This window comes from Butyricicoccus sp. AF18-9LB (assembly GCF_027684505.1).
In the GTDB taxonomy this organism is placed as follows: Bacteria; Bacillota; Clostridia; order Oscillospirales; family Butyricicoccaceae; genus Agathobaculum; species Agathobaculum butyriciproducens.
The window spans coordinates 1-24,930 of the sequence record NZ_JAQCWA010000015.1 but is presented as its reverse complement, the minus strand read 5'-3'; the positions used below and the strand labels follow the sequence as shown (position 1 = coordinate 24,930).

Annotated in this window: 31 protein-coding genes; 7 read left to right on the top strand and 24 right to left on the bottom strand. The window is 47.7% G+C overall.

What is annotated here, in order from left to right; all coding sequences use genetic code 11:
- Nucleotides 1-120: 120 nt before the first annotated feature.
- The 3 genes from PGY33_RS09645 to PGY33_RS09635 all read right to left on the bottom strand — a co-directional run bounded on the left by PGY33_RS09645 (nt 121) and on the right by PGY33_RS09635 (nt 2,291).
- Nucleotides 121-1,002: a phosphoadenosine phosphosulfate reductase family protein gene (locus PGY33_RS09645; RefSeq protein ID WP_118285583.1), complete on the bottom strand. Its 882-nt coding sequence runs from the start codon at nt 1,000-1,002 to the stop codon at nt 121-123.
- Nucleotides 986-1,339 (bottom strand): type II toxin-antitoxin system PemK/MazF family toxin, encoded by a 354-nt coding sequence (locus PGY33_RS09640; RefSeq protein ID WP_117492473.1) that lies wholly within the window; start codon nt 1,337-1,339, stop codon nt 986-988. Before PGY33_RS09640 ends, PGY33_RS09645 begins: the two co-directional genes overlap by 17 nt.
- A gap of 712 nt (nt 1,340-2,051) precedes the next feature.
- Entirely contained in the window at nt 2,052-2,291 is a 240-nt protein-coding gene (locus tag PGY33_RS09635) for a helix-turn-helix domain-containing protein (protein ID WP_117492475.1), read from the bottom strand.
- A 180-nt stretch (nt 2,292-2,471) separates the two neighbouring features.
- On the opposite strand from PGY33_RS09635, the gene PGY33_RS09630 reads away from it, so the two are divergent.
- Both PGY33_RS09630 and PGY33_RS14520 read left to right on the top strand, forming a co-directional pair.
- Nucleotides 2,472-2,897, top strand: coding sequence for a helix-turn-helix domain-containing protein (locus tag PGY33_RS09630; RefSeq protein WP_117492477.1), 426 nt, complete (start codon nt 2,472-2,474; stop codon nt 2,895-2,897).
- 41 nt (nt 2,898-2,938) lie between these two features.
- Nucleotides 2,939-3,373: an ImmA/IrrE family metallo-endopeptidase gene (locus PGY33_RS14520; protein WP_110437197.1), complete on the top strand. Its 435-nt coding sequence runs from the start codon at nt 2,939-2,941 to the stop codon at nt 3,371-3,373.
- A gap of 30 nt (nt 3,374-3,403) precedes the next feature.
- Here the strand turns inward: PGY33_RS14520 and PGY33_RS09625 are convergent, their stop codons facing one another.
- From PGY33_RS09625 to PGY33_RS09610, 4 genes are all read right to left on the bottom strand, one after another.
- On the bottom strand, nt 3,404-4,033 hold the full coding sequence (locus tag PGY33_RS09625) for an ABC transporter ATP-binding protein (RefSeq protein WP_117555250.1): 630 nt from the start codon (nt 4,031-4,033) through the stop codon (nt 3,404-3,406).
- 28 nt (nt 4,034-4,061) lie between these two features.
- A complete protein-coding gene (locus tag PGY33_RS09620) occupies nt 4,062-4,724 on the bottom strand; it encodes a hypothetical protein (protein WP_118285584.1) in 663 nt (220 codons plus the stop codon).
- Complete coding sequence (locus tag PGY33_RS09615) at nt 4,721-5,545, bottom strand: hypothetical protein (RefSeq protein WP_110436185.1); 825 nt, start codon at nt 5,543-5,545, stop codon at nt 4,721-4,723. The genes PGY33_RS09620 and PGY33_RS09615 overlap by 4 nt, the downstream gene beginning before the upstream one ends.
- A gap of 109 nt (nt 5,546-5,654) precedes the next feature.
- Nucleotides 5,655-6,080, bottom strand: a complete 426-nt coding sequence (locus PGY33_RS09610) for a hypothetical protein (protein WP_147323851.1) — start codon at nt 6,078-6,080, stop codon at nt 5,655-5,657.
- 198 nt (nt 6,081-6,278) lie between these two features.
- On the opposite strand from PGY33_RS09610, the gene PGY33_RS09605 reads away from it, so the two are divergent.
- Genes PGY33_RS09605 through PGY33_RS09595 form a run of 3 tightly spaced genes read left to right on the top strand, consistent with a single transcriptional unit; the run spans nt 6,279 to nt 7,500 of the window.
- Nucleotides 6,279-6,656, top strand: coding sequence for a PadR family transcriptional regulator (locus tag PGY33_RS09605; RefSeq protein ID WP_158574423.1), 378 nt, complete (start codon nt 6,279-6,281; stop codon nt 6,654-6,656).
- Complete coding sequence (locus tag PGY33_RS09600) at nt 6,653-7,048, top strand: hypothetical protein (protein ID WP_110436183.1); 396 nt, start codon at nt 6,653-6,655, stop codon at nt 7,046-7,048. The genes PGY33_RS09605 and PGY33_RS09600 overlap by 4 nt, the downstream gene beginning before the upstream one ends.
- Nucleotides 7,049-7,059: 11 nt before the next feature.
- Entirely contained in the window at nt 7,060-7,500 is a 441-nt protein-coding gene (locus PGY33_RS09595; RefSeq protein WP_110436182.1) for a hypothetical protein, read from the top strand.
- Nucleotides 7,501-7,545: 45 nt separating this feature from the next.
- Here the strand turns inward: PGY33_RS09595 and PGY33_RS09590 are convergent, their stop codons facing one another.
- The 16 genes from PGY33_RS09590 to PGY33_RS09520 form a co-directional block, all read right to left on the bottom strand.
- A complete protein-coding gene (locus PGY33_RS09590) occupies nt 7,546-8,448 on the bottom strand; it encodes a conjugal transfer protein (protein WP_117492395.1) in 903 nt (300 codons plus the stop codon).
- A gap of 23 nt (nt 8,449-8,471) precedes the next feature.
- Nucleotides 8,472-9,473 carry a bifunctional lytic transglycosylase/C40 family peptidase gene (locus PGY33_RS09585; RefSeq protein ID WP_117492370.1) on the bottom strand — a complete coding sequence of 334 codons (1,002 nt, stop codon included), beginning with the start codon at nt 9,471-9,473 and terminating at the stop codon, nt 8,472-8,474.
- Entirely contained in the window at nt 9,470-11,893 is a 2,424-nt protein-coding gene (locus PGY33_RS14515; protein ID WP_382737126.1) for a CD3337/EF1877 family mobilome membrane protein, read from the bottom strand. The genes PGY33_RS09585 and PGY33_RS14515 overlap by 4 nt, the downstream gene beginning before the upstream one ends.
- The gene (locus PGY33_RS09575; protein WP_117492372.1) at nt 11,890-14,337 is read right to left on the bottom strand and encodes an ATP-binding protein; all 2,448 of its coding nucleotides are present in this window, start codon (nt 14,335-14,337) and stop codon (nt 11,890-11,892) included. The genes PGY33_RS14515 and PGY33_RS09575 overlap by 4 nt, the downstream gene beginning before the upstream one ends.
- On the bottom strand, nt 14,321-14,716 hold the full coding sequence (locus tag PGY33_RS09570; protein ID WP_117492374.1) for a conjugal transfer protein: 396 nt from the start codon (nt 14,714-14,716) through the stop codon (nt 14,321-14,323). Before PGY33_RS09570 ends, PGY33_RS09575 begins: the two co-directional genes overlap by 17 nt.
- A 16-nt stretch (nt 14,717-14,732) precedes the next feature.
- The gene (locus PGY33_RS09565) at nt 14,733-15,638 is read right to left on the bottom strand and encodes a radical SAM protein (protein WP_117492376.1); all 906 of its coding nucleotides are present in this window, start codon (nt 15,636-15,638) and stop codon (nt 14,733-14,735) included.
- Between the two features lie 175 nt (nt 15,639-15,813).
- Complete coding sequence (locus tag PGY33_RS09560; protein ID WP_442861144.1) at nt 15,814-16,308, bottom strand: antirestriction protein ArdA; 495 nt, start codon at nt 16,306-16,308, stop codon at nt 15,814-15,816.
- Nucleotides 16,309-16,378: 70 nt separating this feature from the next.
- The gene (locus PGY33_RS14510) at nt 16,379-16,552 is read right to left on the bottom strand and encodes a helix-turn-helix domain-containing protein (protein WP_382737162.1); all 174 of its coding nucleotides are present in this window, start codon (nt 16,550-16,552) and stop codon (nt 16,379-16,381) included.
- A gap of 43 nt (nt 16,553-16,595) precedes the next feature.
- Nucleotides 16,596-16,817 carry a hypothetical protein gene (locus tag PGY33_RS09555; protein WP_110436175.1) on the bottom strand — a complete coding sequence of 74 codons (222 nt, stop codon included), beginning with the start codon at nt 16,815-16,817 and terminating at the stop codon, nt 16,596-16,598.
- A gap of 48 nt (nt 16,818-16,865) precedes the next feature.
- The gene (locus PGY33_RS09550) at nt 16,866-18,056 is read right to left on the bottom strand and encodes an XRE family transcriptional regulator (RefSeq protein WP_117492378.1); all 1,191 of its coding nucleotides are present in this window, start codon (nt 18,054-18,056) and stop codon (nt 16,866-16,868) included.
- A 256-nt stretch (nt 18,057-18,312) separates the two neighbouring features.
- Nucleotides 18,313-18,735: a hypothetical protein gene (locus PGY33_RS09545; RefSeq protein WP_117492380.1), complete on the bottom strand. Its 423-nt coding sequence runs from the start codon at nt 18,733-18,735 to the stop codon at nt 18,313-18,315.
- Nucleotides 18,732-20,132, bottom strand: coding sequence for an FtsK/SpoIIIE domain-containing protein (locus tag PGY33_RS09540; protein WP_117492382.1), 1,401 nt, complete (start codon nt 20,130-20,132; stop codon nt 18,732-18,734). Before PGY33_RS09540 ends, PGY33_RS09545 begins: the two co-directional genes overlap by 4 nt.
- A 5-nt stretch (nt 20,133-20,137) precedes the next feature.
- Complete coding sequence (locus PGY33_RS09535; protein ID WP_117492384.1) at nt 20,138-20,545, bottom strand: YdcP family protein; 408 nt, start codon at nt 20,543-20,545, stop codon at nt 20,138-20,140.
- Between the two features lie 23 nt (nt 20,546-20,568).
- Nucleotides 20,569-20,892, bottom strand: coding sequence for a YdcP family protein (locus PGY33_RS09530; protein ID WP_117492386.1), 324 nt, complete (start codon nt 20,890-20,892; stop codon nt 20,569-20,571).
- 28 nt (nt 20,893-20,920) lie between these two features.
- On the bottom strand, nt 20,921-21,988 hold the full coding sequence (locus PGY33_RS09525; RefSeq protein WP_117492388.1) for a DNA cytosine methyltransferase: 1,068 nt from the start codon (nt 21,986-21,988) through the stop codon (nt 20,921-20,923).
- Nucleotides 21,975-22,130, bottom strand: coding sequence for a hypothetical protein (locus PGY33_RS09520; protein WP_158557260.1), 156 nt, complete (start codon nt 22,128-22,130; stop codon nt 21,975-21,977). The genes PGY33_RS09525 and PGY33_RS09520 overlap by 14 nt, the downstream gene beginning before the upstream one ends.
- A gap of 285 nt (nt 22,131-22,415) precedes the next feature.
- Here PGY33_RS09520 and PGY33_RS09515 point away from each other — a divergent pair, with 285 nt between their 5' ends.
- Both PGY33_RS09515 and PGY33_RS09510 read left to right on the top strand, forming a co-directional pair.
- Entirely contained in the window at nt 22,416-22,730 is a 315-nt protein-coding gene (locus PGY33_RS09515; RefSeq protein ID WP_117492390.1) for a DUF2584 family protein, read from the top strand.
- A gap of 134 nt (nt 22,731-22,864) precedes the next feature.
- Nucleotides 22,865-24,436 (top strand): hypothetical protein, encoded by a 1,572-nt coding sequence (locus tag PGY33_RS09510; protein WP_117492392.1) that lies wholly within the window; start codon nt 22,865-22,867, stop codon nt 24,434-24,436.
- Between the two features lie 122 nt (nt 24,437-24,558).
- Here the strand turns inward: PGY33_RS09510 and PGY33_RS09505 are convergent.
- Nucleotides 24,559-24,930: hypothetical protein (locus PGY33_RS09505; RefSeq protein WP_270478386.1), on the bottom strand; the 372-nt coding region annotated here is incomplete at its 5' end.

The window sequence follows — 24,930 nt, the reverse complement described above, 5'->3', positions numbered from 1 at the left end:
TTCCAAACCGATACTGCATGGATTAACCATGCACCGAGTAGCACACTGGAACCACCCCCTTGAAATTTGGCGTGTATATAATAAAACCGCGCGGGAATCCGCACGGTACATACCTGGGCTCTATCCGTCAAAGCCCTCAATCTTCATTTGTCCCTCGATATTCCGGTCCTGCATCCACCAGCGGAATATATCCTCGCCAGTTGTCCCAGCACGCCATGTGCTGTCGAGCTTGCCGCGTGCAACACGTTCTTCGAGCATTCGCTCAAAGGCACGGATGTAGGCGCGCTGATACGTGGGATACCGGCCGAACTCAAACAGACGCATTCGACGTCCTGCCATCGGGCAACCCACACAACCGACCCTATGGAAGCCGCACGAATACAGCGGATTTATCGGTATTCTCTCAGCATGGATATACGACCACACATCATAGTCCGACCAATCCACAATGGGATTGCAGACCCGCTTCGCCTGCAATTTGCAGCTCTCGAACAAAAGGCGGGTATCTGCATTATCGTTGTTGATAATGACCTTTTTGCTGAGATCGTGCGGCATACTCTCGTAAATGCCGCGTTTGGTACGGCGGCTGGCGCTTTCCGCCCAGCGGACACCCGTCGTAATCATGCGGCCAGCGCCGCCGCTTTCTTTCAGCACCGAACAGCAGTATCTTACTGTTCTTGTGGGCGGCATCAGCTTTTGCGGTATAAGCATCCACATATTGACCGGTACGCCCTTGTAAGTCGGGTAATTGACAGTACATTTCACACCGGCGAGCTCCAAACGCCGGAACTGCTCGCGCACGTGGTATACAGTCTCCGGTGCATCCACGCTGGTATGGTTGTGCATGACCTCATAGCGGATACCGGAAGCGGCGGCAAGGTACAGGCATATATCGCTGTCTTTCCCGCCACTCACTGTAATAATCAATGGCTTACCGTAATAGGCTTCGCTCATTTCCGCTGCCAACCGCAGACGGGCGATTGCTCTATGTTCTAAATCCATCCGTCAGCCCCAAACTGCACATCACACTTTCATCAATCTTATTCAATGTCTCTTTATCCATTACACCGACAAAATTCCCCAGTCGTGCTTTATCTACTGTCCGTATCTGTTCTAACAACACAACCGAATATTGCGGCAAGCCCTGCATACAGACGGGCACATGAGTAACAAGATGCTTGTCCCGATGCAAATTGCTTGTAAGCGGCGCTACAATCACCGTAGGCGAGTATTTGTTTCCAATATCATTTTGCAAAATTACAACAGGACGCACGCCGTCCTGTTCTGAACCAATAACAGGACTGAGATCAGCCCAAAACACATCACCACGTTTATACATTTATTTCACTCCCACTCCAAACACTGAACTTTTGGAATTAAAAAACTTTCCCGTATCGTAGATACCGTCCTGCCAAAGAACGAAGCACATACCTGATATTCTGCTACAATGAACCGGTCGTCCGGATGGACAAAGATAACAGTAGCAGGTACGGTCTTACGGCAACTGGTTTTTGCCCAGATACAATCTATGATTGCGGGCCGCACTAATACACGTTCGCCAACCTCGTATTTATGTTTCTTTGGTTGGATTTCCCAATCTGGCATTTCATTCACATCCTGTCTGCTTGTTGTGATGTACGCGCGACAGACAGTAATCTCCCGTCTGCCGCAAAACCTTAAAACACTTTAGACACATCCTTTCCTGCTGCCAAGCCTATTTGTTCTCAACGCCCCGGCTTGTGGGGAAGCAGACAGATGATCGCTGGCGAACGATTCCATAGGCCGTTTTACCTCTGCGTGGTTCTCACATCAGCCGCCCCCATTGCTTGTGTCTGTGGCTGGGCGGAAGTCTCATTATCTGTCTGCGTGTCGTCGCTTTACGGGTGCCGCCCCGTATTTCGTACCGTCATGGTTTACCGCTCTGCCGGACTTGTCCGGCGTCCCCGCGCATGGGTACCGCAGCTCGGCGCAAACAGTTTTGTATCTGCTGCCTGTATATTCAATTTTCAAGGTGCATATGTAATCCGCTTTCCTTTTTCAAAAAGTACATTTTATTGGTCTTTCCTTTTGGTATAATCACCCTGAACAGCGATGCCAAGTATTTCGCATATCGCATCCACGATTTTCGGCGTCGCAAGCTGTCCGGTTTCGATTTTGCGAAGATAGGAGCGGTCAAAATATAACCCTGTGTGCCGCTTGACTTCTTCGATCAGCCAGCCTTTGCTTTGCTCAAGAGCAATAAGCCGATGGTTAATTTTTTTACCAAACGAGCAAAGTTCCCTTTTTTTCATGGTCAACTACTTCCTTTCTATTGACATTTACATAAAAGTGTAATATTATATATTTGTTCTATAAATTACGTTTTAGCGAAATCTATGAGTGAATTATATTATTCTGTCGCGTAAGTGTCAACGTGTAAAATTTCGTTTTTACGTAATTTTGGCATATACTACAAATGGACGGGTGATTTTATGTCAGAGTTGTACAACAAAATAGCTGCATTGTGCGCGGAAAAAGGAATTACAGTTACAGAGCTATGCAGGCAATGTAAAATAAGCCGTGCATCGCTGTCCGATCTCAAAGTGGGACGAAAGAAAAACCTTTCTACTAAAAACCTTTCAAAAATTGCCGATTACCTAAATGTGCCGATTGAATTTTTACTTAACATGGAGCAAAAAGAAACGCCCGTCCTGACAAGGCGGGACGAGCGTGACATAGCAAAAAGACTGGATATGATTTTAGGTGATCTTGGCGACGCCGAAGCAAGCCTGATGTTTGATGGTGAGCCAATCGACGATGAAACGCGGGAACTCCTGCGCATTAGCCTGCAAAACCAGCTTGAAATTTCCAAACGGATTGCCAAGCAAAAGTTTACTCCAAAAAAGTACCGGAAATGAAATAGAGGTGCTGCATATTGTCAATAAAGCATAAGGTCGATATGTTATGCCGAAAATGTGATACCAGAGACCCGTTCACAATCGCTGCAAAACTCGGTATTCGAGTTCTCCACGAACCCCTTGGAAGTATCAGAGGATATTACAGCCGCACACACAGAATCAAGTTCATACATATCAATCAAGACCTTTCAAAAGAGCGACAGCGGCAAGTATGCGCGCACGAATTAGGACATGCAATCTTACACCCGAAAAGCAATACACCATTTCTGAGAGCAAACACGCTCTATTCTGTAAACAAGCTGGAAACAGAAGCGAACCGTTTTATGGCGCTGCTGTTGCATCCAGCAACTGAGATTCAGGACTATGCTCAATGCGGCTATACTCTTTATCAAATAGCCGATATATGCGGACTAACGCCGGAATTAGTAGAATACATTATAACCACTTATAACAGAAATGATGCCGCCTCATCTTGAAGCGGCATTATCTTTATGATATTTTTGCTATCAGTTTAATATGCATCCATCCTGTAAATGGATAACTTGATTACAGACTGACATTATATCTTCTTGATGATGGGAAGTTAAAATGATTAATTTTCCCTGTTCTTTGTATTGAAGTAATATACTTCGCAAAATATCTACCGACTCTGCATCAAGCGCATTGAATGGTTCGTCAAGAAGAAGTAAGGAAGGATCCTCCATAATTGCTTGAATAATTCCTAATTTTTGTTTCATTCCCAAAGAATATTTTTTTACAATCTGCTTGGAGTTGAAATTTAATCCGAATTTATCCATATAATGCTTAATATCATCATAAGATATTATGTTTCTTATCTCTGCAAGTAATTTTAAATTCTCTAACCCGCTAAGATATGGTAATAGTTCAGGCTTTTCAATAATGATTCCTATATCAGGCGGGAAAGATATATCTTTATTCAAAACTTTGCCATCTACAGTAATAGTACCACGATTTAAACAGATTAGCCCTGCTATAGCTCGTAGAAGCATTGTCTTTCCACTACCATTTTGTCCAACAATCCCATAAATATTTCCACTTTTAAACTCAAAATTTATATTATTAATTACAAATCTGTGATCAAGTATTTTTGTAGCATCTTGTAATTTAATAAGCATAATATCCTCTTTCCAACACTATTATCATTTAAAGGACATCCATATTTTTGGACGATTTTCTTCCAAGATAATATGTAACACTTATCCAGCCGGCGATAACTAAATAACTTATTATAGTATCTCTAAATAACCAGCTAAAAATCAAATATATATTAATTGGGAAAAACTTATTTAATAGTGGAACAATCGAAAAAATTTCTGCAGTAAAAAAAATATAGACTACAATATATGATGCTGCCATATATTTTTTCTTGCATTTTACTTTTATAATTAAAGATATATTTATAAATATAATAAATCCACAAATACATCTTGCAAATTCTCTAATTAACCCCCAAAAGGATATTGCATAAATTTTTCCGAAAATAATCTGAGTAATGAAAATGATAGAAAGCATCCAAATAATGGTATAAATTATTGCAAACCAATACTGCTGATCACGCAACAAAGTAAATGAATGTAACTTATTTTTTGTACGTACCATAATAACTGGACTGATAGAAGAATCTATTATGACAGCACCAAGCACAAATGCAGGCATAATAAGCATAACAAATGTTTTGTCTGAGAAAATGTTTTTGAACCACAAATCTTGCGTATCAGCAAAAAAAGAAATACATAATAACGGGAATATAAAGTAAAGGAATCCCACCCAAATAAAATATTTACTTTTGTGACTAAATAGAATCATATTATATCCCTATTTCTTCTATAAGCAATCGTAAATAATAATATTTCGAGAATAAAATATCCACTTAAAACCAATAGTATGTCCTTAAGCTGCGCAGCTCCTTCGTAACACGAATTCAACGGCTGCAAAAAATTTCGTAAGACAAAACGTTTAGGTAGTAAAAAGTCACTTCCATAAGTTATTAATAGGCATAAAATAGAGGGAACGAAAAAAGCCACATATATGTTTGGAAATCTAAATATCATATGTATAATAACAGTTAAAGCCGCCAATACAGACAGTGCCAGGGAATTTAAAAATGCGAAAAAAACTGCTGATAAAACAGGTGAAATTTCGTAAAAAAAATTTGCTGCAGAATGTTCAATAGGAATAAACATCCGATAGACATCTGTCATGATCGAATTTTGTGGAAATATGGAAAATGTTATTAAAATATTTATAGAAAAAGAGACAATTGAGTTTACCATTGTAACAAGAAACACAGATATAACCTTGGAAGTCAAATATATTGCTCTACCTTGTTTAACAATGTTATATATTTTGAAAGAGGTTTTCTGATCATAAAATAGAATAAAACCAGTCGATAATACAGGAAGAAGTAAAAACAGTGCATGATAAACTTTAAATCCAATGCCACCGGGAAAGTTGAAAAGCCAATACTGGTAAGCGTTGATTCCATAGTATGAAGCAAACATAGAATCAAGCGTTAAAAAACGAGAATATAAGGGATCTACAATTGCTAAAAAAAACAGCACACCCAAAACTATCCTTACAGTAATTGAATTATATAACCTTTTGATATCTATTCTTAAGCAACTCATATTAACCTCATAAATAACCTTGGGAAGTCGCCATATAAGCACTCCCCAAGGTATCTTCATATAATATGTTATACAATACGTTTAACTTAAATTCATAATAGCAATACGCTTAGTATGGAGACCACCTACCCTCAATTGGATAAGTGGTAGAGGTAACGCTATTATTATCAATATTCAGTGTGACTTCAGTTTGAATAGACGGTTTGTTAGTATAATTCACATTATTAATTATTCCATTTGCGGTAATGGGGTGATTGGGAGATGAAGCATTTACCCCCCAACCGGTTTCAGTCCAAACATTTACAGAACCTAATCCGGATCGCGATGATTTGCAAGACACAGCAAAATAGTTGTTTGTATATGCCTTTTTAACTGTTGAAACTTCCACATCACCAGTATCCGCCGGAAGCTCACCGGTATAATCATGCCAATTATCACGAGGCTCTATCTGCGTTTCAAACGCAGCGGCTGAAACTCCCAATGCAAGGACACAGATCAGTAATAAACCAACCATTCTTTTACATTTACTATACATACTTCACCCTTCTTTCTCGATTAGATAGTAAATCTTCCTAAAGTATATTCTTCTATCACCCCTTTGTAAAAAACTGTTTTATATGATGTAATTTGATAATCCAATTATATATAAATGCAAATTATTAAGCAATACTAAATATTGACGAAACTGAAATGATGTGATAGTATAATTTCAACAAACATGTTTGGTGGCGCCATGAAAAAGGAAAGCAAATCTACCAAGGATACTGGCCACTCCTTTGCAGATTACTTCAAACGCGCATTGAATCCCTTGCTCGTGCTTTTGTTGCTATCTGAGCAACCAATGTATGTCTATGAGATGATGCGAGAGATATCTAAACGCAGTGATGGCAGATATACTATTTCTCTGCTCTATCCTGTAATCCAACGCCTGTTATCTCAAGGGTATGTGTGCGAAGGCCAAAAAGCGATTTCAGACGATAACCGTGTCCGCCAGTATTACGAAATCACTTCCGATGGGATATCGTATTTGCGACAGATAGAGGCCGTTTATGCTGAAATGTCTAAAGCGATACAGCAAATTCATCAAAACACCGGAGGTGGCAACGCATGATGGAGGATAAGATTGTGCGTCAATATGTACGTGCAGTTTCCCGCAAACTAATCTGTTCTAAAGCAACACGCTCCAAGTTATTGAACGGATTGAAACAGGAATTATCGGCTTATTCGGAATTGTCATACAACGAACTATGTGCAAAAGTTGGTAATCCTGAGCAGATTGCAGAACAACTGCTGGAAAGCGTTGACGAGACTGAAATTGCTGTTAGCAAGCGCAAGCATCGATTTGTCATTACTCTCGTAATAGGCATTTTAATCGTATTGTTACTATTGCTGGCTGCATATTACATACATGCACAGCAAGTTATACGCGGAGATTTCTATTTTACTCGTTCTAACACAGAAAGCGACGGGCAACTTATTTCTGATGAAATGTTAGAAAATTAGGAGGCTTCATTTTGAAAAAGCGTATTTGTTCCATAGTTTTAGCAGTTCTTATGCTTGTATGTTTTACAATTCCAGCCTTTGCTGCTGATGTTTCCAACACCACAATTATTGATTGTGGAGACGGCTATTACCTGAAAGTAACGCTAACTGAGTATGTTCCCGAAGCAGCAACCAGAGCCATTTATCAGAAAACCGCAACATCTAAAGCTGATGCTTATCATGGAAACACCTATATCGGCACGTTCTATTTGAATGGAACATTTCAGTATGATACTGTAACTTCTAAGGCAACGGCCGATAGCTGGTCCGCTTCCTCCTCGTATGGTTATTCCGGCGATTCGTCGCGGTCGGGGAACAAAGTATCCGGCTACTGCACTTTCAATTATGCAGGCGGGAAAAAACTCACTATGTCTATAACCTGTGATAAGAACGGTAAAATCAGCTATGACTGATAAAAAGGAAACCATCCGCCCATTGGACGGATGGTTTTTCTAATATTAACAACTGATTTTCCAATTCCCCTCAACCTGCCGCAGATGCAACGTAAACTGCGACACCTGCGTCATACCCGTCCGCTGGTCAAGATACTGCACCGCCACATTCGCCGTCACAGCATCGCCGTTCTTGGTAAAGACCGGATTCACCAGCCCCGCAAACACATAGCTGTCGTTCCCAATCACCGGCAGCGCACCACCGCTGACATAATAAGAAAGCTCCTGTTCCGTCGCCGTTGGGTACAGCGTGAAAAACGTGGTCAAAAACTCTGTGATCTCCGTAGTTTCTTCCGCGGATACCGTACCGTCCGGCTCGGCAGTTTCAGGAACGTAGCCGGACTTTTGGGGCTTGCCCGTGATTGTAGGGCTCTGGATGATGACCATATCGCCCGCATCGTCCACATACACGGAAACCTCATAAACAGACGTTATAACACTGCTTTCCTCCCCGTTTATGACATTTTGCGACACAGAATAGACAATTTTATACACTTTATCCCCAATTTCTTCCACAGACCAAATCTGCACATCTTCCACTTTAGAAGATACCGGCACATCACTGCGCACCGTGTCCACGTTCAGGGTCAGCAGCTCGTCCGTGAGATAATATTTCAGATTTTCCGTGCGCTGCTCTATTGAAGCCGCAGACTGTTCCCATGAGTAATACACCTTGGCGAAATTGGTCACAAAGCTCTCTATTGCATTCGTGTCCGTGACTTCCTCCTGCACTACCGTCGTTTCATGGACGGTATGCGTATCCACCGCTGTAAAATCCTTATACACCGCGAAAGCAAACGCGCAGATAAGCAGCGCCCACAGCGCGATCACCACCGGCCGCCGCGTCCCAATGCTGAGGACACGCGGTTTTTTCTGTTTCTCCTGACTTTTGTTTCTATTCTGGAACATATCATTTTCCTGCCTTTCGTCATTCATTGTCCTACCCGTCCGGCACAGACCAGATGCGCCTGCCAATAGGCGCTGGTCAAATCTGCAAACCCGATCGGGTTTCCTGCGTGGTACATCCGGTTATCGCCCACATAAATCCCAACGTGCGTGATATAATCGCCGCAGTTATACGTCCCCTGAAAGAACACCAGATCGCCGGGCTGGGCGTCCCCGAACGGGATGTGCCGGGTCACGTCATACTGCGCCTGTGCGGTGCGCGGCAGCGTGATACCCGCCACGCCATAACACCATTGCGTCAGGCCGGAGCAGTCAAAGGATGTTGTCGGGGACGCACCGCCGTAGACATATTCCCAGCCCTGGTATTTCAGTGCTTCATTCATGATCGCATTTACGGTCTCGTTATCAAACTGTGCGGCATACAAATACTCCGATACCAGCCGGACATAGAACATATTGCCGTAGTTGTAGCGCCAGCCGCCGTTTTCCGCGATGGATATTTCATTCTTGTAGGTAACACGCACCCCGCCGGACTTTTCCTCTGCAAACGCCTGCGCCAGTTCGAAGCTGTACTTGCCGCCGTGCGACGCTACATAATCCAGAAACCCGCCGCCGTAGTTGTACGCCTGTATCACGCTGTCCAGATCGCAGCCGAGCCGGTCCGCCTTGGCAAGCAGCTCCGAGAAATACTCACAGCCCTGCCGGATTGAGCTTTCTGTATCCAGAGAATTTGGCGGCAGGCCCATAGATTCTGACGACTGCATCACGTCCTCCAGCGTACCGCCGGATTCCACCTGCATGATCGCAAGCAGGACATCGACGTACTCGGAAATGCCGTACTGCGCCGCGTACCGCTCCACCATCGGCCTGTGCGCCAGCACCTCGGCAGACAGGTTTGCGCCGCCATAGTAAATGCCGCCCCTGCCGCCGTCCTCGTCTGATGCAAACAGGAGGGCAACCAACAGGAGCAGGCAGAAAAAGGCGGCAAACAGCCCTGCAAGGGGCAGCGCAAGATATTTCAGTTTCATCTGCCGCCGCCCCCGTCCTTCGTGCTGTCTGTACGGCTGGTATTGCTATCCCCCCTGTTTTTCGGAGAGGAAGCATTTTTCCGCTGTGCCTTTCCCGCCTTCCCTTTTGCGGAAGCCCGCTTTGATACAACCGAACCCTTCACCGCAGGCCGCGAAACCGCCGGTTTGTCCTGTTCCCGCGCGGCATGGTTTTCCTGCATAGGCATAACAGGCTTGCCCTCTGCGTCCTGCCGCACAGCCGGACGGTTTACTGCATCCGTCCTCCGGATCCCGACATGGACGGGCTGCTTTGCCGCTTCTGTCTGCGGCGCGGCCTGTTGGACTGTACTTACCGGCTGTGCTGCCAGCGGACGCTTGTGCGGCGCTGGATTGCTTGACGCATTACCTGTAGATGATACGAGTTTCGGCGCTGCCACCGCTGCCGGACGCTCATGCGGCTGTGTCTCTGTACTGTGTACCGGGCTGACAGGGCGCTCCTGCTGTGGCGGGGCAGGCTGTTTTGCCGCTGTCCGCTGCCCTTCCTCCTGCACCGGCTTTGCCGCTGGAGCTGCTACGGCCGGCCTTGCGTGTATGGACGACTGCTCCGCCTGTTTCATATTTTTCCTATCCGAAATATCATAGTTGTGAGAAACCGGGACTGCCATCGGGCGCGCATTGCTTTCTGTCGCCCTGTGCGCACTGTCCGGCGCTGCACTATCCGAATCTGCTGCCTGCCGCGGCATATCCGTTTCGGACTGTCCGGATACTTGCCGCGCTGCGCCAAGCAGATAAACCGCAGGGGCATCCGGTCTGCGGTTCTCTGCATCAGCCGAAACGGCTTTATCCGCATAGCCCTCTGTATGGGATACCCCACCAGACGTAATCTCCTTTGCAGATGTTTCCGGTAAACTGTGTACAGCACCCGGCTGTGATGCCCCGCTGCTTCCACCGTTCGGCCGGTTACTGCGGTACCGGTATGCTCCCCCTGATGCGCTGCTGGAACGGCTGTTCTGCGCACTGCCGCCATCATTCGGTCTGCTGGCCGTCGCCGCGCGCATGGTACGGTTGAGCCTGTGAAGCTGATGGTGCAGGAACATCCGCGGGCGGTGCATGATATACCTGCCCATGCCGCGGGCACCGTCGTCATGGAGGGAGAATATGCTGAGCAGGTCGCCCAGCTTGAAATAGATCCCCGCGAACACGACCACCTGCAAAAACGCAATGATAAAAAACGGATAGCCGCTTGCAATGCGGTACAGCATCGTGGAAATGCTGAAAGCCACCGTGATGACAAGCGTAATACCCGCCCGCGCCAGGATCGTATTGAACAGCTTGATTACCGCGCGCCTGCTGCTGCCCTCGAACGTCGGCGCCATGCTGAGCACAAACGACACCGGCAGGAACATCGCATAGATGATGAAAAGCACCTGCGAGAAGATCATCATGCCGGTAAGCAGGAACACGAACACCGAAATGCCGATATTAAACAGGAACAGGAAAAACACTGTGCCGAGCCGGTTCACCGTTTTCGTAACCGTGAGGTTTGTATTCCCGTTGTCCTCGATCTCGGCCTTGACTGCGTTTTCCCGATCCTCGCCATTGTTTTCACTGGGGCTCGCGGATAGGATGTTATCAATGCGTTCTTCGCCTACCGCGTCCGTGTCCGTATCGCCGAATTGCAGAAGCAGCCACGGCTGCTTTACCTGGATGGAAAACAGGCTGTCCCGTATCAAATCCACACTGTCCGCGCCGCTGTTCTCCGCGTCCGGCAGGACGATCTTTGTCCCAACCGAAAGGCTCGCTGTGCTGACGTCCTCGGAAAACTCGTTCAGGCGCTTCACACAGTCCGGCGCATAGGCGATCAGCGCACCGGACAGCACGAAGATCATCACCATGTTCATCACCGCGCGTACGGCCTTTGTGGTTTCCCTTTTTATCAGACCAACATAAGCCACATACGCGCCAACAATCAGGATAATCAGCAGGAGGAATCCCGCATAAAACCCATCCGAAGAAAGTCCGCTGGGCGAAATGCCTGCGATAGACTGAATGTTCCGGCCGATCTCGTCCGCCGCATCTGAAATAAAATCCAGCCCGTATGCTTCCTGCACCAGATAGCCGGATGCGTTGGAAAGATACAGGTTGATCGTCCAGATAAAGTTGGTGATGCAGTACAGGCCGTACATGACCTGCTTGCCGATGCCGTCTATCCAGTTCCACGGCAGCCAATCCCACCCGTTGTCAACGTAGAAGTCAAGCTGGTAATTTTCCAGCGGGTAGCGGCTGTACTCGTGCGCCGCATCCACACTATCATCCACCAGCCCCACCGCGCCCGCAGACGGGCAAAAAGCAGTAAACAGCAAAACAGCGATTGCCGTTATCATCAGCAAGGCAACCGCTGTACGCTTTATCTGTCTGAAATTATATCTCCCGTACGTCATACTGCCACCCCGGCTTTCATCGGCGGCTTTGTGTCAAACCCATGCAGGAAATCCGCAAACACCGGATGGAACTGCACGACGCCCACATGCCCGTATAAGTCCTGCATCAGACATTGTCCGTTTTCGAGGTTCCGCAGCCGCTTCTGGTTACCCTCGTCCTCAGGGTCAAGGCCGAAAAATTCCAGCGTCTTTTTGATCTCCACAATGTCCGTACTGCGGAACGCGAATTTCAGACCGATATTGTTTTTCAGACTTTCGTCCGCGAGGTCTGCCGCGTTCTGCGTGACGAAATACACCGCTGCATTCATGGCGCGGCCTGCACGTACCAGCTTGTTTGCCAGCGTCTTGCCCTGCGCCACGTTCAGGAACGACCATGCTTCATCCAAATCCACGATCTTGAACACGCTCCTGTCCGTATGGATGAAATCCAGCGCAAAGGTGCTGATAACAATGAGCATGGCGACAGACAAAAGCTCCATCGTCGTAAATTCCTCAAACGAAGTACCCTTGTCCGGCAGCACCAGATCGGCCACCTGTATGATATTGAGCTGCTTTTCAAGGCTGATGGACTTTTTGATGTTCCCATCCGAAAACAGCAGGTGCGCAAAGTCGTAGTCCGTGAAGCTCTCAATATGGTCTGCGATACTCACCGCAAGCGGTGAACCCTCTTTGCGTAATTCCTCAATGACACAGAACAGGCCGCGCCGTTTGCTGTTCGTGACCGTGCGCACCGCCCGCCGCAGGATGGGGAAGTGGTTGCCATCCCGCGAGGAAATGCCGGTTAAAAACGTGAGAATATCTATCGCAAGACTTTCCGCGTCCTTGGGGCGGCGCATGATGACATAGGGGTCCAGCATCCCACGGTTGCGCTCGTCCGAGGTCAGGTTGACAATATTGATCTCGTCCGCGATCTCAGGGAAATCACGCTTCCAGTTCCCGCGCTCCGCTTTCGGGTCTACGATCAGCGCCCGCGCGCCGTACAGCACCGCGTAATACACCAGCAGGTTATTGGCAAAGCTCTTGCCGCCGCCGAGCGAGCCGAGGAACGCCGCAGACAGCGCGTTTGTGACCGAGCCTTTCACGCCCTGGCTGGCCAACGCGGGCTGCAAATACACATTCCGGCCGGTGTCCACGCCATAGGCAAGATAGATACCGTCCTTTTCCCCGAGCATCTGCGCCGCGCCGAAACCGAGACCCGCAAGGAAATCACTCGTAACATACTGGATATAGTCGTTCATATACCGCTTACTTGCCGGGATAAACTCATGGTGCAGGCCGATCATATCACCCACCGGGCGCACCAGCTTGACGTTCATATCGTCGTAGAAATCCCGTACCGCATTGCACCGCCGCTTGAGTTCTTCCTCGTCCGGCGCGGTGACGCGCACCACATAGGACAGCTTGTACATGGCTTCCTTGCTTTGCCCCAGTTCGGTTTCCAGCTCATTCACACTGTCCAGTGCTTCCGCAATTGATGTGCTGGTCTCGTCCCCGCTTTCCCACGCATGGTTGTCCAAATCCTTTAATTCCTTTTTCTTATTGCGGACAGTGGACAGGGCTTTCTTGTTGGTGATGATCTCAACATTCATGCTGGTATCGACGGGGAACGTGAATTGCTGCTGCTGATAATAGAAAATCTCGGACGACGGGAAATCCAGCTCCCCGACCACATCCGAGATCGTGAAATAAGCAGTATACGCCTCACAGTCATCATGCGATATGCGCAGGTACCGCCCGTATTCTTCCATCAGGCAGCGCGTGGGCTTGATCAGGTCGTACCGCTTGACAAGCGTTTCACCCTTTAATTTCTTTTTGGGCAAATGAAATTCATAGTCCTCATACGCGGTGCCGCTTTTCCCGTACAGGTGTTCCAGCAGATAGCCGAAATCATCCTTATCCAACCGCCGCACCTTAAACCGGCGCGAAATCTTGCTTTCCAGCAGCTTTTCCATCTTCTGATAGCGCAGTATTTCATCATTCGGCATGGATGCGAAATCACCCATCAGGGTATGGTTCACATCCCGCAGGAAACCGGAAAAGATATTTGCCGCCTGACGGCCGATATTCCCGCTGTCCTGCTCGTTCAGCAGCAGCTTGAAGCCGATATAGAACCGGTAGTCCACCTGATTTTCCCCGATCATGGAGACAAGGGCTTCCGTCTGTCCGTCTATGCGGCGCAGCGCCGCTTCCCGCAGGTTGCCGGAAGCATACGCCTTGGAACGCTCCTGCGCCGCACGGATGCTGGATTCCGTGCTGATCTGCAGGGCGTGTATCTTGCCGTCCCTGTTCTGGGCGATAAGCTGACGGAACGCATCGTGTACCGCTTCTTTCTGTTCCACACTTAAAAACGAGTAGTTGTATGGGATAAGCTCATAGTATGCGAAGCATTCCCCGTCATGGTTCCAGACAAGGTTGTTTTCGATATATTTAATCGGATACTGCATCTATTATCACGCTCCTAACCGCCGTAATGGGCTGTCCTGTTTTCTCCTTGCGGAATTTTACTGCCTTGCCTGCAAAGGTCTGTTTAGGGCGCAGCAGGTAGGCCGTATACGACTTGACAAAGCTGAACGGCTTCTTGCCGTCCCACGTTTTTTGGCTCATAAACCATGTGACGCCGACGGGGATACCGAAATACTTGAGCAGCGCACCGTCTATCATGGAGAGCGGCGGCAGTCCGCCCAGCGCCAGCACCGCAAACTCGCAGGCGACAAACCAAGCCATTTGCGAAAAGGTGATGGGGAACGGCAGGCGCATATCATTGATCGCGTATATGACTTTCTCAACAGACCAGATACTGCTGTAACTTCGTATTTTCTTCACATCATTGCACCTCTTTCTATTTCCGTCTGCGGTACTCATGCCAGCCGCAGGTATAGAATATTTCTTTGCGGTTTACCCAGCGGGCAAACCGCTTTTGTTCTGCTGTCGGCTCACACCCGCCGTCATAGTCCCGGTACGGCTGTGCGAATGGCTGGATGCCTAATGCTTTCAAGACAAGCGCGCGGTGATACGCTTCCTCTACATCCTGCACCAGCATATACGACCACAGGCGGTGTGTACCGATACCGGCTTCCCGCAGATAGGCGACGGCCTGCGCGATCACAGGCAGCATATCAGACGTATCACAGGACAGCCGCACATACTTCACCCAATGCAGCTTAGCGAGCATTGCGGCGATCTCCGGTGTAATAAGCCGGGTGTCTAACCCTTGGTTGAAATCCACTTTCACATCCGCATGGCCCATTTCCTCTATCTGTTGCAAACCGTGCTCGTGCGCCAGCACATTATTGTCCAAAAAAATGATCGTCCGGCTGTCCGGACGCTTGATCTCCTGCCATGTCGCGGCAGGGCGGATGCCGCCCTCTTTGCGCGGGACGATACACCACGGGCAGGAACGGATACAGCCGCGCGTAAGGAAACCGACAGCATACGGGTAACGCGGGTAAATCGAGTAGTCCGGCGGCATGGCTTCTATTTCCTCCGGCAGGCTGCCGTAATCCCTGTACCCGGTACCGCCCCTGATGATCTCATCCGACTGCATGACCGTATCGTTATCCGGTGAAAAGGTAAACACCTTGCTCATATAGATGCGGTCATAGGGCAGCATCCCGTCCCACCACTCGACCATATCACCCAGTGCCTTGTGCCATGCAGAAATCCGCATCAACGCAAGGTTCGGGAAACCGTTGTGCCCGTCCACATCGACAAGGCCGATACGGCGGGCATCTTTAGTATGATTCATTTGTTCTAACTCCTGTTTTCCAAAAATATATGGGTAAGGGGGCGAGGAACGAGGCCCACGCCGCCTGCGTCTTTCCTCGCCCCCTGCGCCCGGTTATGGATAACTGCCATGCAGTTACCCACAGCCGGACACACCCCCACACCATTCTCACAGCGGCGGGCGAAAGAGAAAACGGTTAAACTGCGATCTCAAACACACCATTCCGCGTTTCAACAAACGTACCCTCCATAGATAAGTCGCGCCCATACGCTTCATAGTCAAAGTAGTATATCAGGTGGTCTGGTACGGAGATATAACCTTCCTCCACCATTTGACGCGCTACATCCGCCATATCTTCGCAGCCGGGGTAATAGATAATGTCGTCCTGATGGTCGCACAAATCCTCAATACTGCTGAAATAGCCTTGCAGTTCACGTAAATTATCCTGGATATACTCCGGCAAATCCTCCACCATTTCACACAGGCGGTTGACTTCCTCAATAGGCGTGTACTCGTCTATCTCAAAGGGCAGCTCGTAGTCGTGGATGGCGTATTCCTCGTAAAATTCGTTCAGGCCGATGCGCTCCGCCATTTCGTCATAGTCTATGGGCGGTTCAAACCAGTCGCCGACAAGCTCGCCCTCGTTGTATTTGCCGAGGTTCGCTACATATACCCGCATTTCTTCCATAATCCATTCTCACCTCCACCATGCAGGCATAAAAACGGCCGGTCTCACATTGAAACCAGCCGTTACATCAAACTCAAAAGCCCATGAGATAAGGGACAGACACACCGAAATACACTGCGAGCCTGTCCCATACTTCCTGATCTCTCGGTATACTGCTTCCATTTTCATAGTTTGTAAGCATACTCTGTGATACGCCTACCAGTACCGCAAGTCGTTTTACTGTGATACCACGCGCCCTGCGCAGCATCTTGATACGGTTTTGACGATAGCGCACATCCACACCCCATTCCTTATGCGCCGATGATCTGATTGAACAGCGTGAGCAGAACGTCTTTCACGCCTGCCGCATTGAATACAAGGCCGACCGCGATCAGCGACACGACCAGAAAACCAATGAGCTTGGAAAACTCGCGCTTAAAGCCGAGATAAATACCAATCACCACGATCGCCATAAGCACAAGAGACTGGGCGTTCGTAAGAAACCAGTTGTAAAGGTTGACGCCGAAATTCATAGGCTAATATTCCTCCATTCCGCTTGTAATTAAACTTTTGCTTGCATTTTATTCTGTAATTACAACATCCCCGATTTCCTGAAGCTGCTGTTCAATGATCTTGCGGTGCTTATCTGCCAGCTCGGTTGCCGCAAGCATTTCTTCCATGATATTTGTCCCGCATTTGCGGTCTAACTCCAGCAGCATCTTCCACGACGGCGCGACCTGATGGGACAGCCAGTTCAGCGTTTTTTCAAGGCTGTACGGCTCAGGGTCAGTCGTCAGTTTGAGCCGGTCACGATGTTCCCCAATAAACACCGACCACATATGATTCAGCGGCCAATCTTCGGGCGGCTTACGGCTATCCCTATCCACGAACCGGACATACCGGTTGATGATGCCGAATGCAGTATCTTCGGGGCTTTCGTTAGACACCAGATCATAAACCGCATAGAAAGCACGGTCGTTTTTGAGCCGGATTTCAAACCGGTTTTTGACTTCCGCATCTTCAACGGGGATTCCTTTTTTCACAAGCTGTTCATATGCCTTTTCGTAAATGCAGAAATACAAGTCAGACTGCATCGAGCCGATATACAGCGTCGCACCCATGCTTTCCTTGTTTTCCTCCCGCAGATGTGCAAGCCCGCCCGTGCGGTACGCCTTGAAACTGCGGAATACCGAGATACATTCCCCGCGGTCGCATTTATCACACAGATAGGGGATATCCAAAATCCCCGCCCGATCATTGATTGCAAGGTCTATCCGCTTGAAAACCGCTTTTTCATCGAGAAACATCCGGAACAATTCAATCCAGCTTCTTTTCTGTCCATCCAGATAGGCTTCAAATTGGCGGCAGCCCTTGCCTTTAAGCTCAAGCAGCACACCTTTTTCCTCCATCGGTGAAGTCATGACCGCAATATCGCCCAGCACATACATACTGGAATAGGAATAAAGCCCGTGATCTTCCTGCGCCATATAGTTCATTTTGAGCCGCAGCACATCTTCAATAATATGCCTTGCGTCCATCGTAGGGAAGCGCACCCGCACATAGTCGATCATCAGGTTAAGCGGGTCTGGGTACAGGGTCTTGAGCGCCGCGGCGAGCCTTTTCCTTGTCTTGTCTGTCACCGGCAGCTTTCCGGTTTCCAGACGGCACAGGTATTCACGCGAAATACCTGCAACAGCGGCAACCGCCTTGCGCGAAATACCGTTGCGTTCCCGTTCTTCACGGAAATGCCAAATCCATTCGTTGTTTTCCATGAGATGGTCTCCTTTCTGCGTCATGTGACATTGACGCCCGTTTTTGACATAACCCTTAAAAGCCCAAAATCCAGACGGCATCAGGGTTTCTACTTTGTAAAGCGGCTGGCCATTGGCGATTTGTACCCCCCTGTTAGATACAGGGGGTTCAGGCACGCGGGCGCGGCTTCGCCGCGCCCGCCATCCGCCCTTGCCGCGCTGGCGGCTTTCGCGCTGCACACCGCGCGCGGCAGGGCGGGGCGTGCAGACAGAAATGCTATACATGGTATGTCACTTGCAGGAGTATGCCGGAAAAGGAAAGTTCGACATGCTCATCCGCTGGACGGTAACTGTCCTGCATACAGAACTCCCACACTGCCGCATCCTCAAACCCCAGCCAGACCATTTCGGAAACTTTTTTCTGCTCCGGATTATCCCGCATCTTCGCTTCAAGGAAACGCACAGCAGCGTCAATACTGCTTTCGACCTTCTGCATCCGTCCGTCTGCTTCCCGCATGACCTGATTAAATTCCGGTACGGTGAGATCAGATGCCGAACCTCCTACGAACTGCAATTCATCCAGCTCGTTTACATGAAACCATGTTGCTATCTTGTCCTCATTGTATGGAAACAGCACCATTCCCGTAATATTTTCGTCCCTATCCTTTGTTGTAACGAAGCGTTCTACTTTGTCATTCACTGCAAATCCTCCATTATATCCCTATCTGAACACACTTGCTTTAGTCCAGCCGCCAGTGTGCCGATCTCCCTTAGGAAGTCATACCCTTTGGGTACGACCGGCGTATAAAACTCGGTAATGACACCCTTACCGGTATCTGCATAGCCGCACCCCTTGACGTTCTTGAAGAAAAACTCTTTCTTCACTTCACCGAACATCATGCTGTATCCCAGCTCGGACATACGCCCCAGCGCGACACGGAAGTTAAACTGGTCACGGATACCGTCACCGAGATACTTTGCATCCGGGCGCTGGCAGGCGAGGATCAGGAAGAATCCCACCTGCCGTCCCAGCATGACAATCTGCTTGAGCTTGTTTAATACGTCCTCACGTTCGCGCGTGTTCAGCATTTCCATGAACGCGACGTATTCGTCGAATATCAAAAAGTGCGGTTCCAAGCTGAGATAGGCGTAGTTCTCGCCGGTCTTATAGCCCTGCATGGATTTCATGCTTTCGCTTCGCTGCATCATCCTGTCGCAAAACCGGCTGACACCGGCAGCAATATCCTCCTTGCGGTAATACACCTCCGGCATCACAGTAGACAGGTCTGCCAGATCAGCATTTTTCGGGTCTAAAATATGCAGCACAGCATCGGTCTGTAAAAGCGCCTGGATGATCGTCAGGATGAAATACGTCTTGCCGCCGCCCGTACCGCCTGCGATCAGCATGTGCGGGAGCGTGTCATACTCCCACCAGACGTTCTTCATCAGCCGTAGACGCCCGCCCTCGGCTTTCGCTTCGGCAATCGGGATACGGTTTGCCACCATGTCATAAAGCAGGGTATATTCCACATACCCGTCCCGCAGCTCGCGGCTGACCAGCTCGCAGTACAGGCCGCTTTCCAGCTTGGTTTCCAGATGAAGCAGCGGTTCCTGATATTTCCCCATCGTGATTTCCACTTGAAAATGCAAAAGCCCGTTTTCCATGCGGTAATACATCCGTGGAAAACGGGCTATCTTCGTTTTTGTATCCGGACTGGGTAAATCCTTGAAAAAGCCGTCCTGCTTTGTCCGTTCGGCCTGCTCGTACCACTGATTTTCGAGCACCATGCGCGCCAGCTTTTGACGGTGCATGAGCTGCCGCACGACATCCGGGAATAGACGGTACAGCAGGACAAGCACTGTCCCAGCAACCGCCGCCGACACAATACTACTGAGCAGCAGATACGGCATATGCCAACCAAAGCCGCCGACGCCCAGCATGAACAGCCTGCGCCAGTCTGTTTGCAGGATGGTTTTCAAGTTGAGTAAAGCGAAAGCCGCAAGGAACACCGGAAGCACCACACAACAGGCAGACCGGAACACCAAATCCCTATCTGCCGGACGGATACGCTTGCCGCGATACCGGAAAAGCTTCATATCACTTACGCTTTCTTCTCCGGCGGGTTGTCCTTGCGCGGCTGGGCGGGCTGCCCGCTGTTCGGCGCAGAAGCCGGTTCGGGCTTGACCAATACGATATCCTCCGCCTTGATATACCAGTCTACATCTGCGTTGTCGCCGAACGTCGCGTGCGCCACAGCGCCGAATTTCGCGCCCACGAGGTCTACCACCGCATTATACGGATAGTCCCGGACCGGGACGCTGGCCGGGATACTCACCTGGATCATGCGGCCCTGCGTTTTGCTTTTCAGATCGTAGGTACGTTCTTTTACCACATCCGACCGCGTACCGTCCTCATTCTGCACATAGACCTCACGGCGCATGGAAGAAAAGCGCAGCTCACCCAGCGTAGGGACATGTCTCCCTGTAAATCCATTTCCGAATCTTGCCATAAACAATACCCGTCCTTTCTTCCTTACGCCTTGATGATATCATCCGCGTGGATAATAAAATCTATATAACCATTCCCGTTGATCGCGTAACCTTCCGCCGTCACCCACGGGTTGACAAGCTGCACCGGCTCCATATAGTCAAAATGTTTTTCGCCCGCCTGCGCCGGGATCACGACTTCGATATCGTCCGCACGCTGTACATCCGAAAACAGCTTGTACCGCCGCTGGACAACAACTTCCTGCCGCCCGACACGCTTTTTATCTTCACGGCTGGCCTGTTCCGGCCCGCCAAATTCCAGATTGCCAAGGTCTTTTTCCTTGTCCGGGACTACAAACAGTAAATTCATAATGTTACCTCCAAACTGCTGTTATGGTTTATTCTGTCATTACTTCTGCGATACCCGCCATGATATACTCCGCGCAGGGCAGGGCGATCGCGTTGCCGAGCGCAAAGCAGCGGGCATGGTTGCTGATGGGTTCATCCTTGCAGCCGTATGCCGTCCAGCCCTCGGGCAGGCCCATGAGCCGTTCACATTCCAAGGGCGTAAGGTCACGGATAAAACCGTCCTGCTCTTTTCCCTCATACCAGAATGCGAAGGGCTGACCTACACTGGCAAGCAAAGTTGGGAAGGGTTCGCCGTTTCTGCCGAAACACGTGCGGAAACCTTTTTGATCGCCCTGCTTTGCCATTGACCGCATCCGCCGGAGCTGGAAGGGACGCACGACGGGTACCTGCCGCCCTGCTTGAGCAGCAGGTATTCGATCTCCGCGGGCGGCGGGCAGCCTGCTTTCGCCGCAAGGCGCAGGATACGGGAGCATACTGCGGGGCTTAAATAATACTTCTGCGGCACGTTCTCCTGCAAAATCCGCCACGACGAACACCCGCCGCCTACGCTGCGAAAGAGCGGGTTCTCCCCAATACTGGGCGTCCATGAGCCGCCAAGCGGTATCAGCCCGTCCCCCTCGCACCATTCCGGCGTGCGCCCAGATACCACTATCAGGCATTGGAATCTCGGTACCTGTGAATGCGTGGAGCACGGCTGCAAAATCCAGCCGGTCATTTGACACAAAAGCTCCCGCGACGTTCTCCCAGACAGCGAAAGCTGGATACCGGTTATCTGTTGCATTCCTCATTTCCTCAATAATACGCATGGCCTGATAGAACAGGCCGGATTTACTGCCTGCCAGACCGGTACGGTTGCCGATCTGCGACAGATTTTGGCACGGCGAGCCGAACGTGACCACATCCACGGGCGGTATTTTGCCGCCGTCTATCTGCGTAATATCGCCCAGATGCAGCATTTCAGGGAAATGCCGCTTGGTGATGGATACCGGCGCTCTGGCGATCTCGCTGGCCCACACGGGGACAATGCCACAGCGGGACGCGGCGAGAGGGAACACGCCGATGCCGTCAAAGAGACTGCCGAGTTTAAGTGCGGACACGGCCGGACCTCTTGCGCCCCCGCGCCCGCACGCCGTCCATGCTGTTCCACTTTGGGGATTTCCCACGGATGCGGGAGAAGCAGTCACAGCGTTCGTCCGGGTCCAAATTCGCCCCGCAGTAGGGGCAGGTGTGATAGTACATAAGCTGTCCTCCTTTTGATGGTTGGTTGATGGCCTGCACAGATCCCGGCGGCGGGCGGGCATGGTGAGTGACGATCTCAGGGCATAAAAATAACCGCCCGGACAGGGCGGTTCGGTGGATTGTTCGGTTGTTCATAAACTTATTCTTTCTACATAATATTTTTGTCACACATGATTCACCTTGACAAAAAAGGCAATCTAAGATATCCTTTTATTAGAAAAAGCAGAATACAGAATTTTAACATAATTTCTAACATCAAAAGATATTTCAAAGGAGATTTGCTACATGGGTATGATTATTGAGTTTAATTGGTTTATGGTTGTCGCTAATGAAAATAAAATACTTGAAGAGCAAGAAAACCTATTCTATACAATAAAGAGTGAAAAACGCATTTATCCAATAGGTTTCCAAATTCCATTAATCGTTAAAGAACAGGGTTGCATCGGCATGATAAAAGTTTTAAAAACTGTTATTAATGAAAAAGAAACAAGGATTTATTTCAATAAAACTGAGTCTTTTGATATGAAGAGTGCAGTAGCCACTCATTACTATGAAAGATATTTAGATTTCAAAAAACGTGAGAAAGAAATAAATCCTTGATTCATATCACCATAATTATTATATCTGTGGCACCCTAATCTAAGTTTTTATGGTATATCATTGAGCTATGATATAAATTCCATAAAATTGAAGATCGGGGTGTCGTATTTTTAGATATGATGATGGAGGTCATTATGCTAGGAATGCGAGGATTTTATATCACTAAGGCCGAATATGATTCAATACGAAAAAATCTGGTATCTAACAACAATCAACTGATAAAAATTGCATTACAGAATCTTATTACTAAGTTAGAATATGGTCAACGTATGAATAATGTCTGTTCAAAAGATTTATGTGCAGTACTATATGATGTTGTTCAGAACGATGATTATAAAATCAGGAAATGGGCATATCACCTCATTGTTTACAAACAAAATCGTGCATTGGTAAATCGTTGCATTCATAACTTGAAATCTGGATTCGAAAAAGATGCAGAAAATATTAGTTGGATATTGGCGATTGTGTCAAGATCTTATAACTCGGATATGCTTCACGAGTTATATAAAAAATGTCCAGATACAAAAATATCACAGCAAACATATACTTTATGCTCTACCTTGTTTTCTTCAAATTCAAATATGCTTAACGCTCAAGAAATCAATCATATTGTTGATGGGGAAGATTTTCTGTCTAAAATGTGGTTAACCAAAGTTTTTGGCTGTAATTATAATCGACAAAAAAAGAGAGATTATTCGAATTTGATCAACGCTAACGTGATGAATTCTTTGTTGCAAGATACCAGCATTCAAAGATATGCTTTATGGGCCTTTTCTACTTTAGAAAAAGTCAATGTAAAAGTAATTGAAATCAATCCATATGATGCAAAAAAATTACCATCTAAAAGTCTAGCATGGTACTATACAGGATTATTTAAAGATGAAAATTATATTCAAGAAAATGTGGATCATATTATAAATATTCTTGAAGACTTTCTGATTTACCCTCAAGTTGTGCAAATGGGTATATTAAGAGGCATTTGTAGTGCACATTATCCATTAGGGGAAATGTTATATCCAATAGCAAGTGCATTTTTAGAATTAGATGAGAACGATGATAAACAGTTACCCTTGGTGATACTATTTATTCAAATTCTAATTGATCATGAAAAAGAAAGCGGGGAAATCACCAAAATATTGAAAGATTATAGCGATTCAACAACTTGTGATGAATTGAGAAGATTATTATGGTATCGTGAAGGGATAATCACGGAGGAATCTAATATGGGAATAGTTATCAACGGGAATGTTGGAAATATTCAAAATAATGAAGGAATATCAATGGCAAACCAAAATAATATTTTATTTTATACAGAATCCGATTCGACATTAAATCCGCAGTCTATTCAGCAAGATGTAAATCAAATAAAAGAAAAAGTCGTTGCCGGTGAATTTGATGGATATTTTGAAGGCGAAAACGATGAGTTAGAGGCGCTTTTTGAAAAAGTGCAATATGGATTTAATTCGGCAAAACGTAGCAACGTAGTTAAGGAAAAAGAGGTTCTGGAACTACTATCTAAAGTAGAAGTCGATTTAAGAGAATTGGCACATGAAAGTAAAACGGACAAGAAAAAATCACGATTCTCTGATATGCTATCAAAGGTTTCACAAATTTGCTCGATATCCGTCAACGCACCAAAGCTGTGGCCCTTGTTAAAAGATGCAGTGGATTTTATCAAACAGTTTTTGCATATTTTGGAAATTTAATCAATTTTTACACAGGGAGACTAGAGCCTTAAATCTTTATTTTAATGCAAACTCGCCCATCCCCATCTTAGATATACGGACGAGATCATCTAAAAAATGACATCAATTTCGTTAAAATAGTGTCATTTCATGTTAGCTGCTGCTGCCACCTGGATTTTGACACCACAAATGACACCAGAGATTTCGGCTACTATAATTTTGAAACGGCCTGAAACGGTGCTTTTCGTAGATCCTTTACACTGCATTATTGAAACTTCTGATTTCAAAATTACAGACTGTAAGCATTTTAAAGGGGAAATGCTATACTTTTGTTCTACCTTTGAACTTTTCGTATAATTGAAGGGAAACTGCTTTTGAAAAACTGCGGTTTCCACCCTCTTGTGGATCACCCCTTTCCCTTGGATAGTTTGGCGCAGATTGCCGACATGTGACCGCTGCGAAATAAGGGAACGGCAGAGGATTTTTTCTTCCGTATCTTTCGCAACCTGTTCGCA

What these genes read in the sequence shown, in the direction of transcription:
- PGY33_RS09645 (WP_118285583.1), bottom strand. Translation starts at nt 1,002, where the DNA reads ATGGATTTAGAACATAGAGCAATCGCCCGTCTGCGGTTGGCAGCGGAA.
- PGY33_RS09640 (WP_117492473.1), bottom strand. Translation starts at nt 1,339, where the DNA reads ATGTATAAACGTGGTGATGTGTTTTGGGCTGATCTCAGTCCTGTTATT.
- PGY33_RS09635 (WP_117492475.1), bottom strand. Translation starts at nt 2,291, where the DNA reads ATGAAAAAAAGGGAACTTTGCTCGTTTGGTAAAAAAATTAACCATCGG.
- PGY33_RS09630 (WP_117492477.1), top strand. Translation starts at nt 2,472, where the DNA reads ATGTCAGAGTTGTACAACAAAATAGCTGCATTGTGCGCGGAAAAAGGA.
- PGY33_RS14520 (WP_110437197.1), top strand. Translation starts at nt 2,939, where the DNA reads ATGTTATGCCGAAAATGTGATACCAGAGACCCGTTCACAATCGCTGCA.
- PGY33_RS09625 (WP_117555250.1), bottom strand. Translation starts at nt 4,033, where the DNA reads ATGCTTATTAAATTACAAGATGCTACAAAAATACTTGATCACAGATTT.
- PGY33_RS09620 (WP_118285584.1), bottom strand. Translation starts at nt 4,724, where the DNA reads ATGATTCTATTTAGTCACAAAAGTAAATATTTTATTTGGGTGGGATTC.
- PGY33_RS09615 (WP_110436185.1), bottom strand. Translation starts at nt 5,545, where the DNA reads ATGAGTTGCTTAAGAATAGATATCAAAAGGTTATATAATTCAATTACT.
- PGY33_RS09610 (WP_147323851.1), bottom strand. Translation starts at nt 6,080, where the DNA reads ATGTATAGTAAATGTAAAAGAATGGTTGGTTTATTACTGATCTGTGTC.
- PGY33_RS09605 (WP_158574423.1), top strand. Translation starts at nt 6,279, where the DNA reads ATGAAAAAGGAAAGCAAATCTACCAAGGATACTGGCCACTCCTTTGCA.
- PGY33_RS09600 (WP_110436183.1), top strand. Translation starts at nt 6,653, where the DNA reads ATGATGGAGGATAAGATTGTGCGTCAATATGTACGTGCAGTTTCCCGC.
- PGY33_RS09590 (WP_117492395.1), bottom strand. Translation starts at nt 8,448, where the DNA reads ATGTTCCAGAATAGAAACAAAAGTCAGGAGAAACAGAAAAAACCGCGT.
- PGY33_RS09585 (WP_117492370.1), bottom strand. Translation starts at nt 9,473, where the DNA reads ATGAAACTGAAATATCTTGCGCTGCCCCTTGCAGGGCTGTTTGCCGCC.
- PGY33_RS14515 (WP_382737126.1), bottom strand. Translation starts at nt 11,893, where the DNA reads ATGACGTACGGGAGATATAATTTCAGACAGATAAAGCGTACAGCGGTT.
- PGY33_RS09575 (WP_117492372.1), bottom strand. Translation starts at nt 14,337, where the DNA reads ATGCAGTATCCGATTAAATATATCGAAAACAACCTTGTCTGGAACCAT.
- PGY33_RS09565 (WP_117492376.1), bottom strand. Translation starts at nt 15,638, where the DNA reads ATGAATCATACTAAAGATGCCCGCCGTATCGGCCTTGTCGATGTGGAC.
- PGY33_RS14510 (WP_382737162.1), bottom strand. Translation starts at nt 16,552, where the DNA reads ATGCTGCGCAGGGCGCGTGGTATCACAGTAAAACGACTTGCGGTACTG.
- PGY33_RS09555 (WP_110436175.1), bottom strand. Translation starts at nt 16,817, where the DNA reads ATGAATTTCGGCGTCAACCTTTACAACTGGTTTCTTACGAACGCCCAG.
- PGY33_RS09550 (WP_117492378.1), bottom strand. Translation starts at nt 18,056, where the DNA reads ATGGAAAACAACGAATGGATTTGGCATTTCCGTGAAGAACGGGAACGC.
- PGY33_RS09540 (WP_117492382.1), bottom strand. Translation starts at nt 20,132, where the DNA reads ATGAAGCTTTTCCGGTATCGCGGCAAGCGTATCCGTCCGGCAGATAGG.
- PGY33_RS09535 (WP_117492384.1), bottom strand. Translation starts at nt 20,545, where the DNA reads ATGGCAAGATTCGGAAATGGATTTACAGGGAGACATGTCCCTACGCTG.
- PGY33_RS09530 (WP_117492386.1), bottom strand. Translation starts at nt 20,892, where the DNA reads ATGAATTTACTGTTTGTAGTCCCGGACAAGGAAAAAGACCTTGGCAAT.
- PGY33_RS09520 (WP_158557260.1), bottom strand. Translation starts at nt 22,130, where the DNA reads ATGTACTATCACACCTGCCCCTACTGCGGGGCGAATTTGGACCCGGAC.
- PGY33_RS09515 (WP_117492390.1), top strand. Translation starts at nt 22,416, where the DNA reads ATGGGTATGATTATTGAGTTTAATTGGTTTATGGTTGTCGCTAATGAA.
- PGY33_RS09510 (WP_117492392.1), top strand. Translation starts at nt 22,865, where the DNA reads ATGCTAGGAATGCGAGGATTTTATATCACTAAGGCCGAATATGATTCA.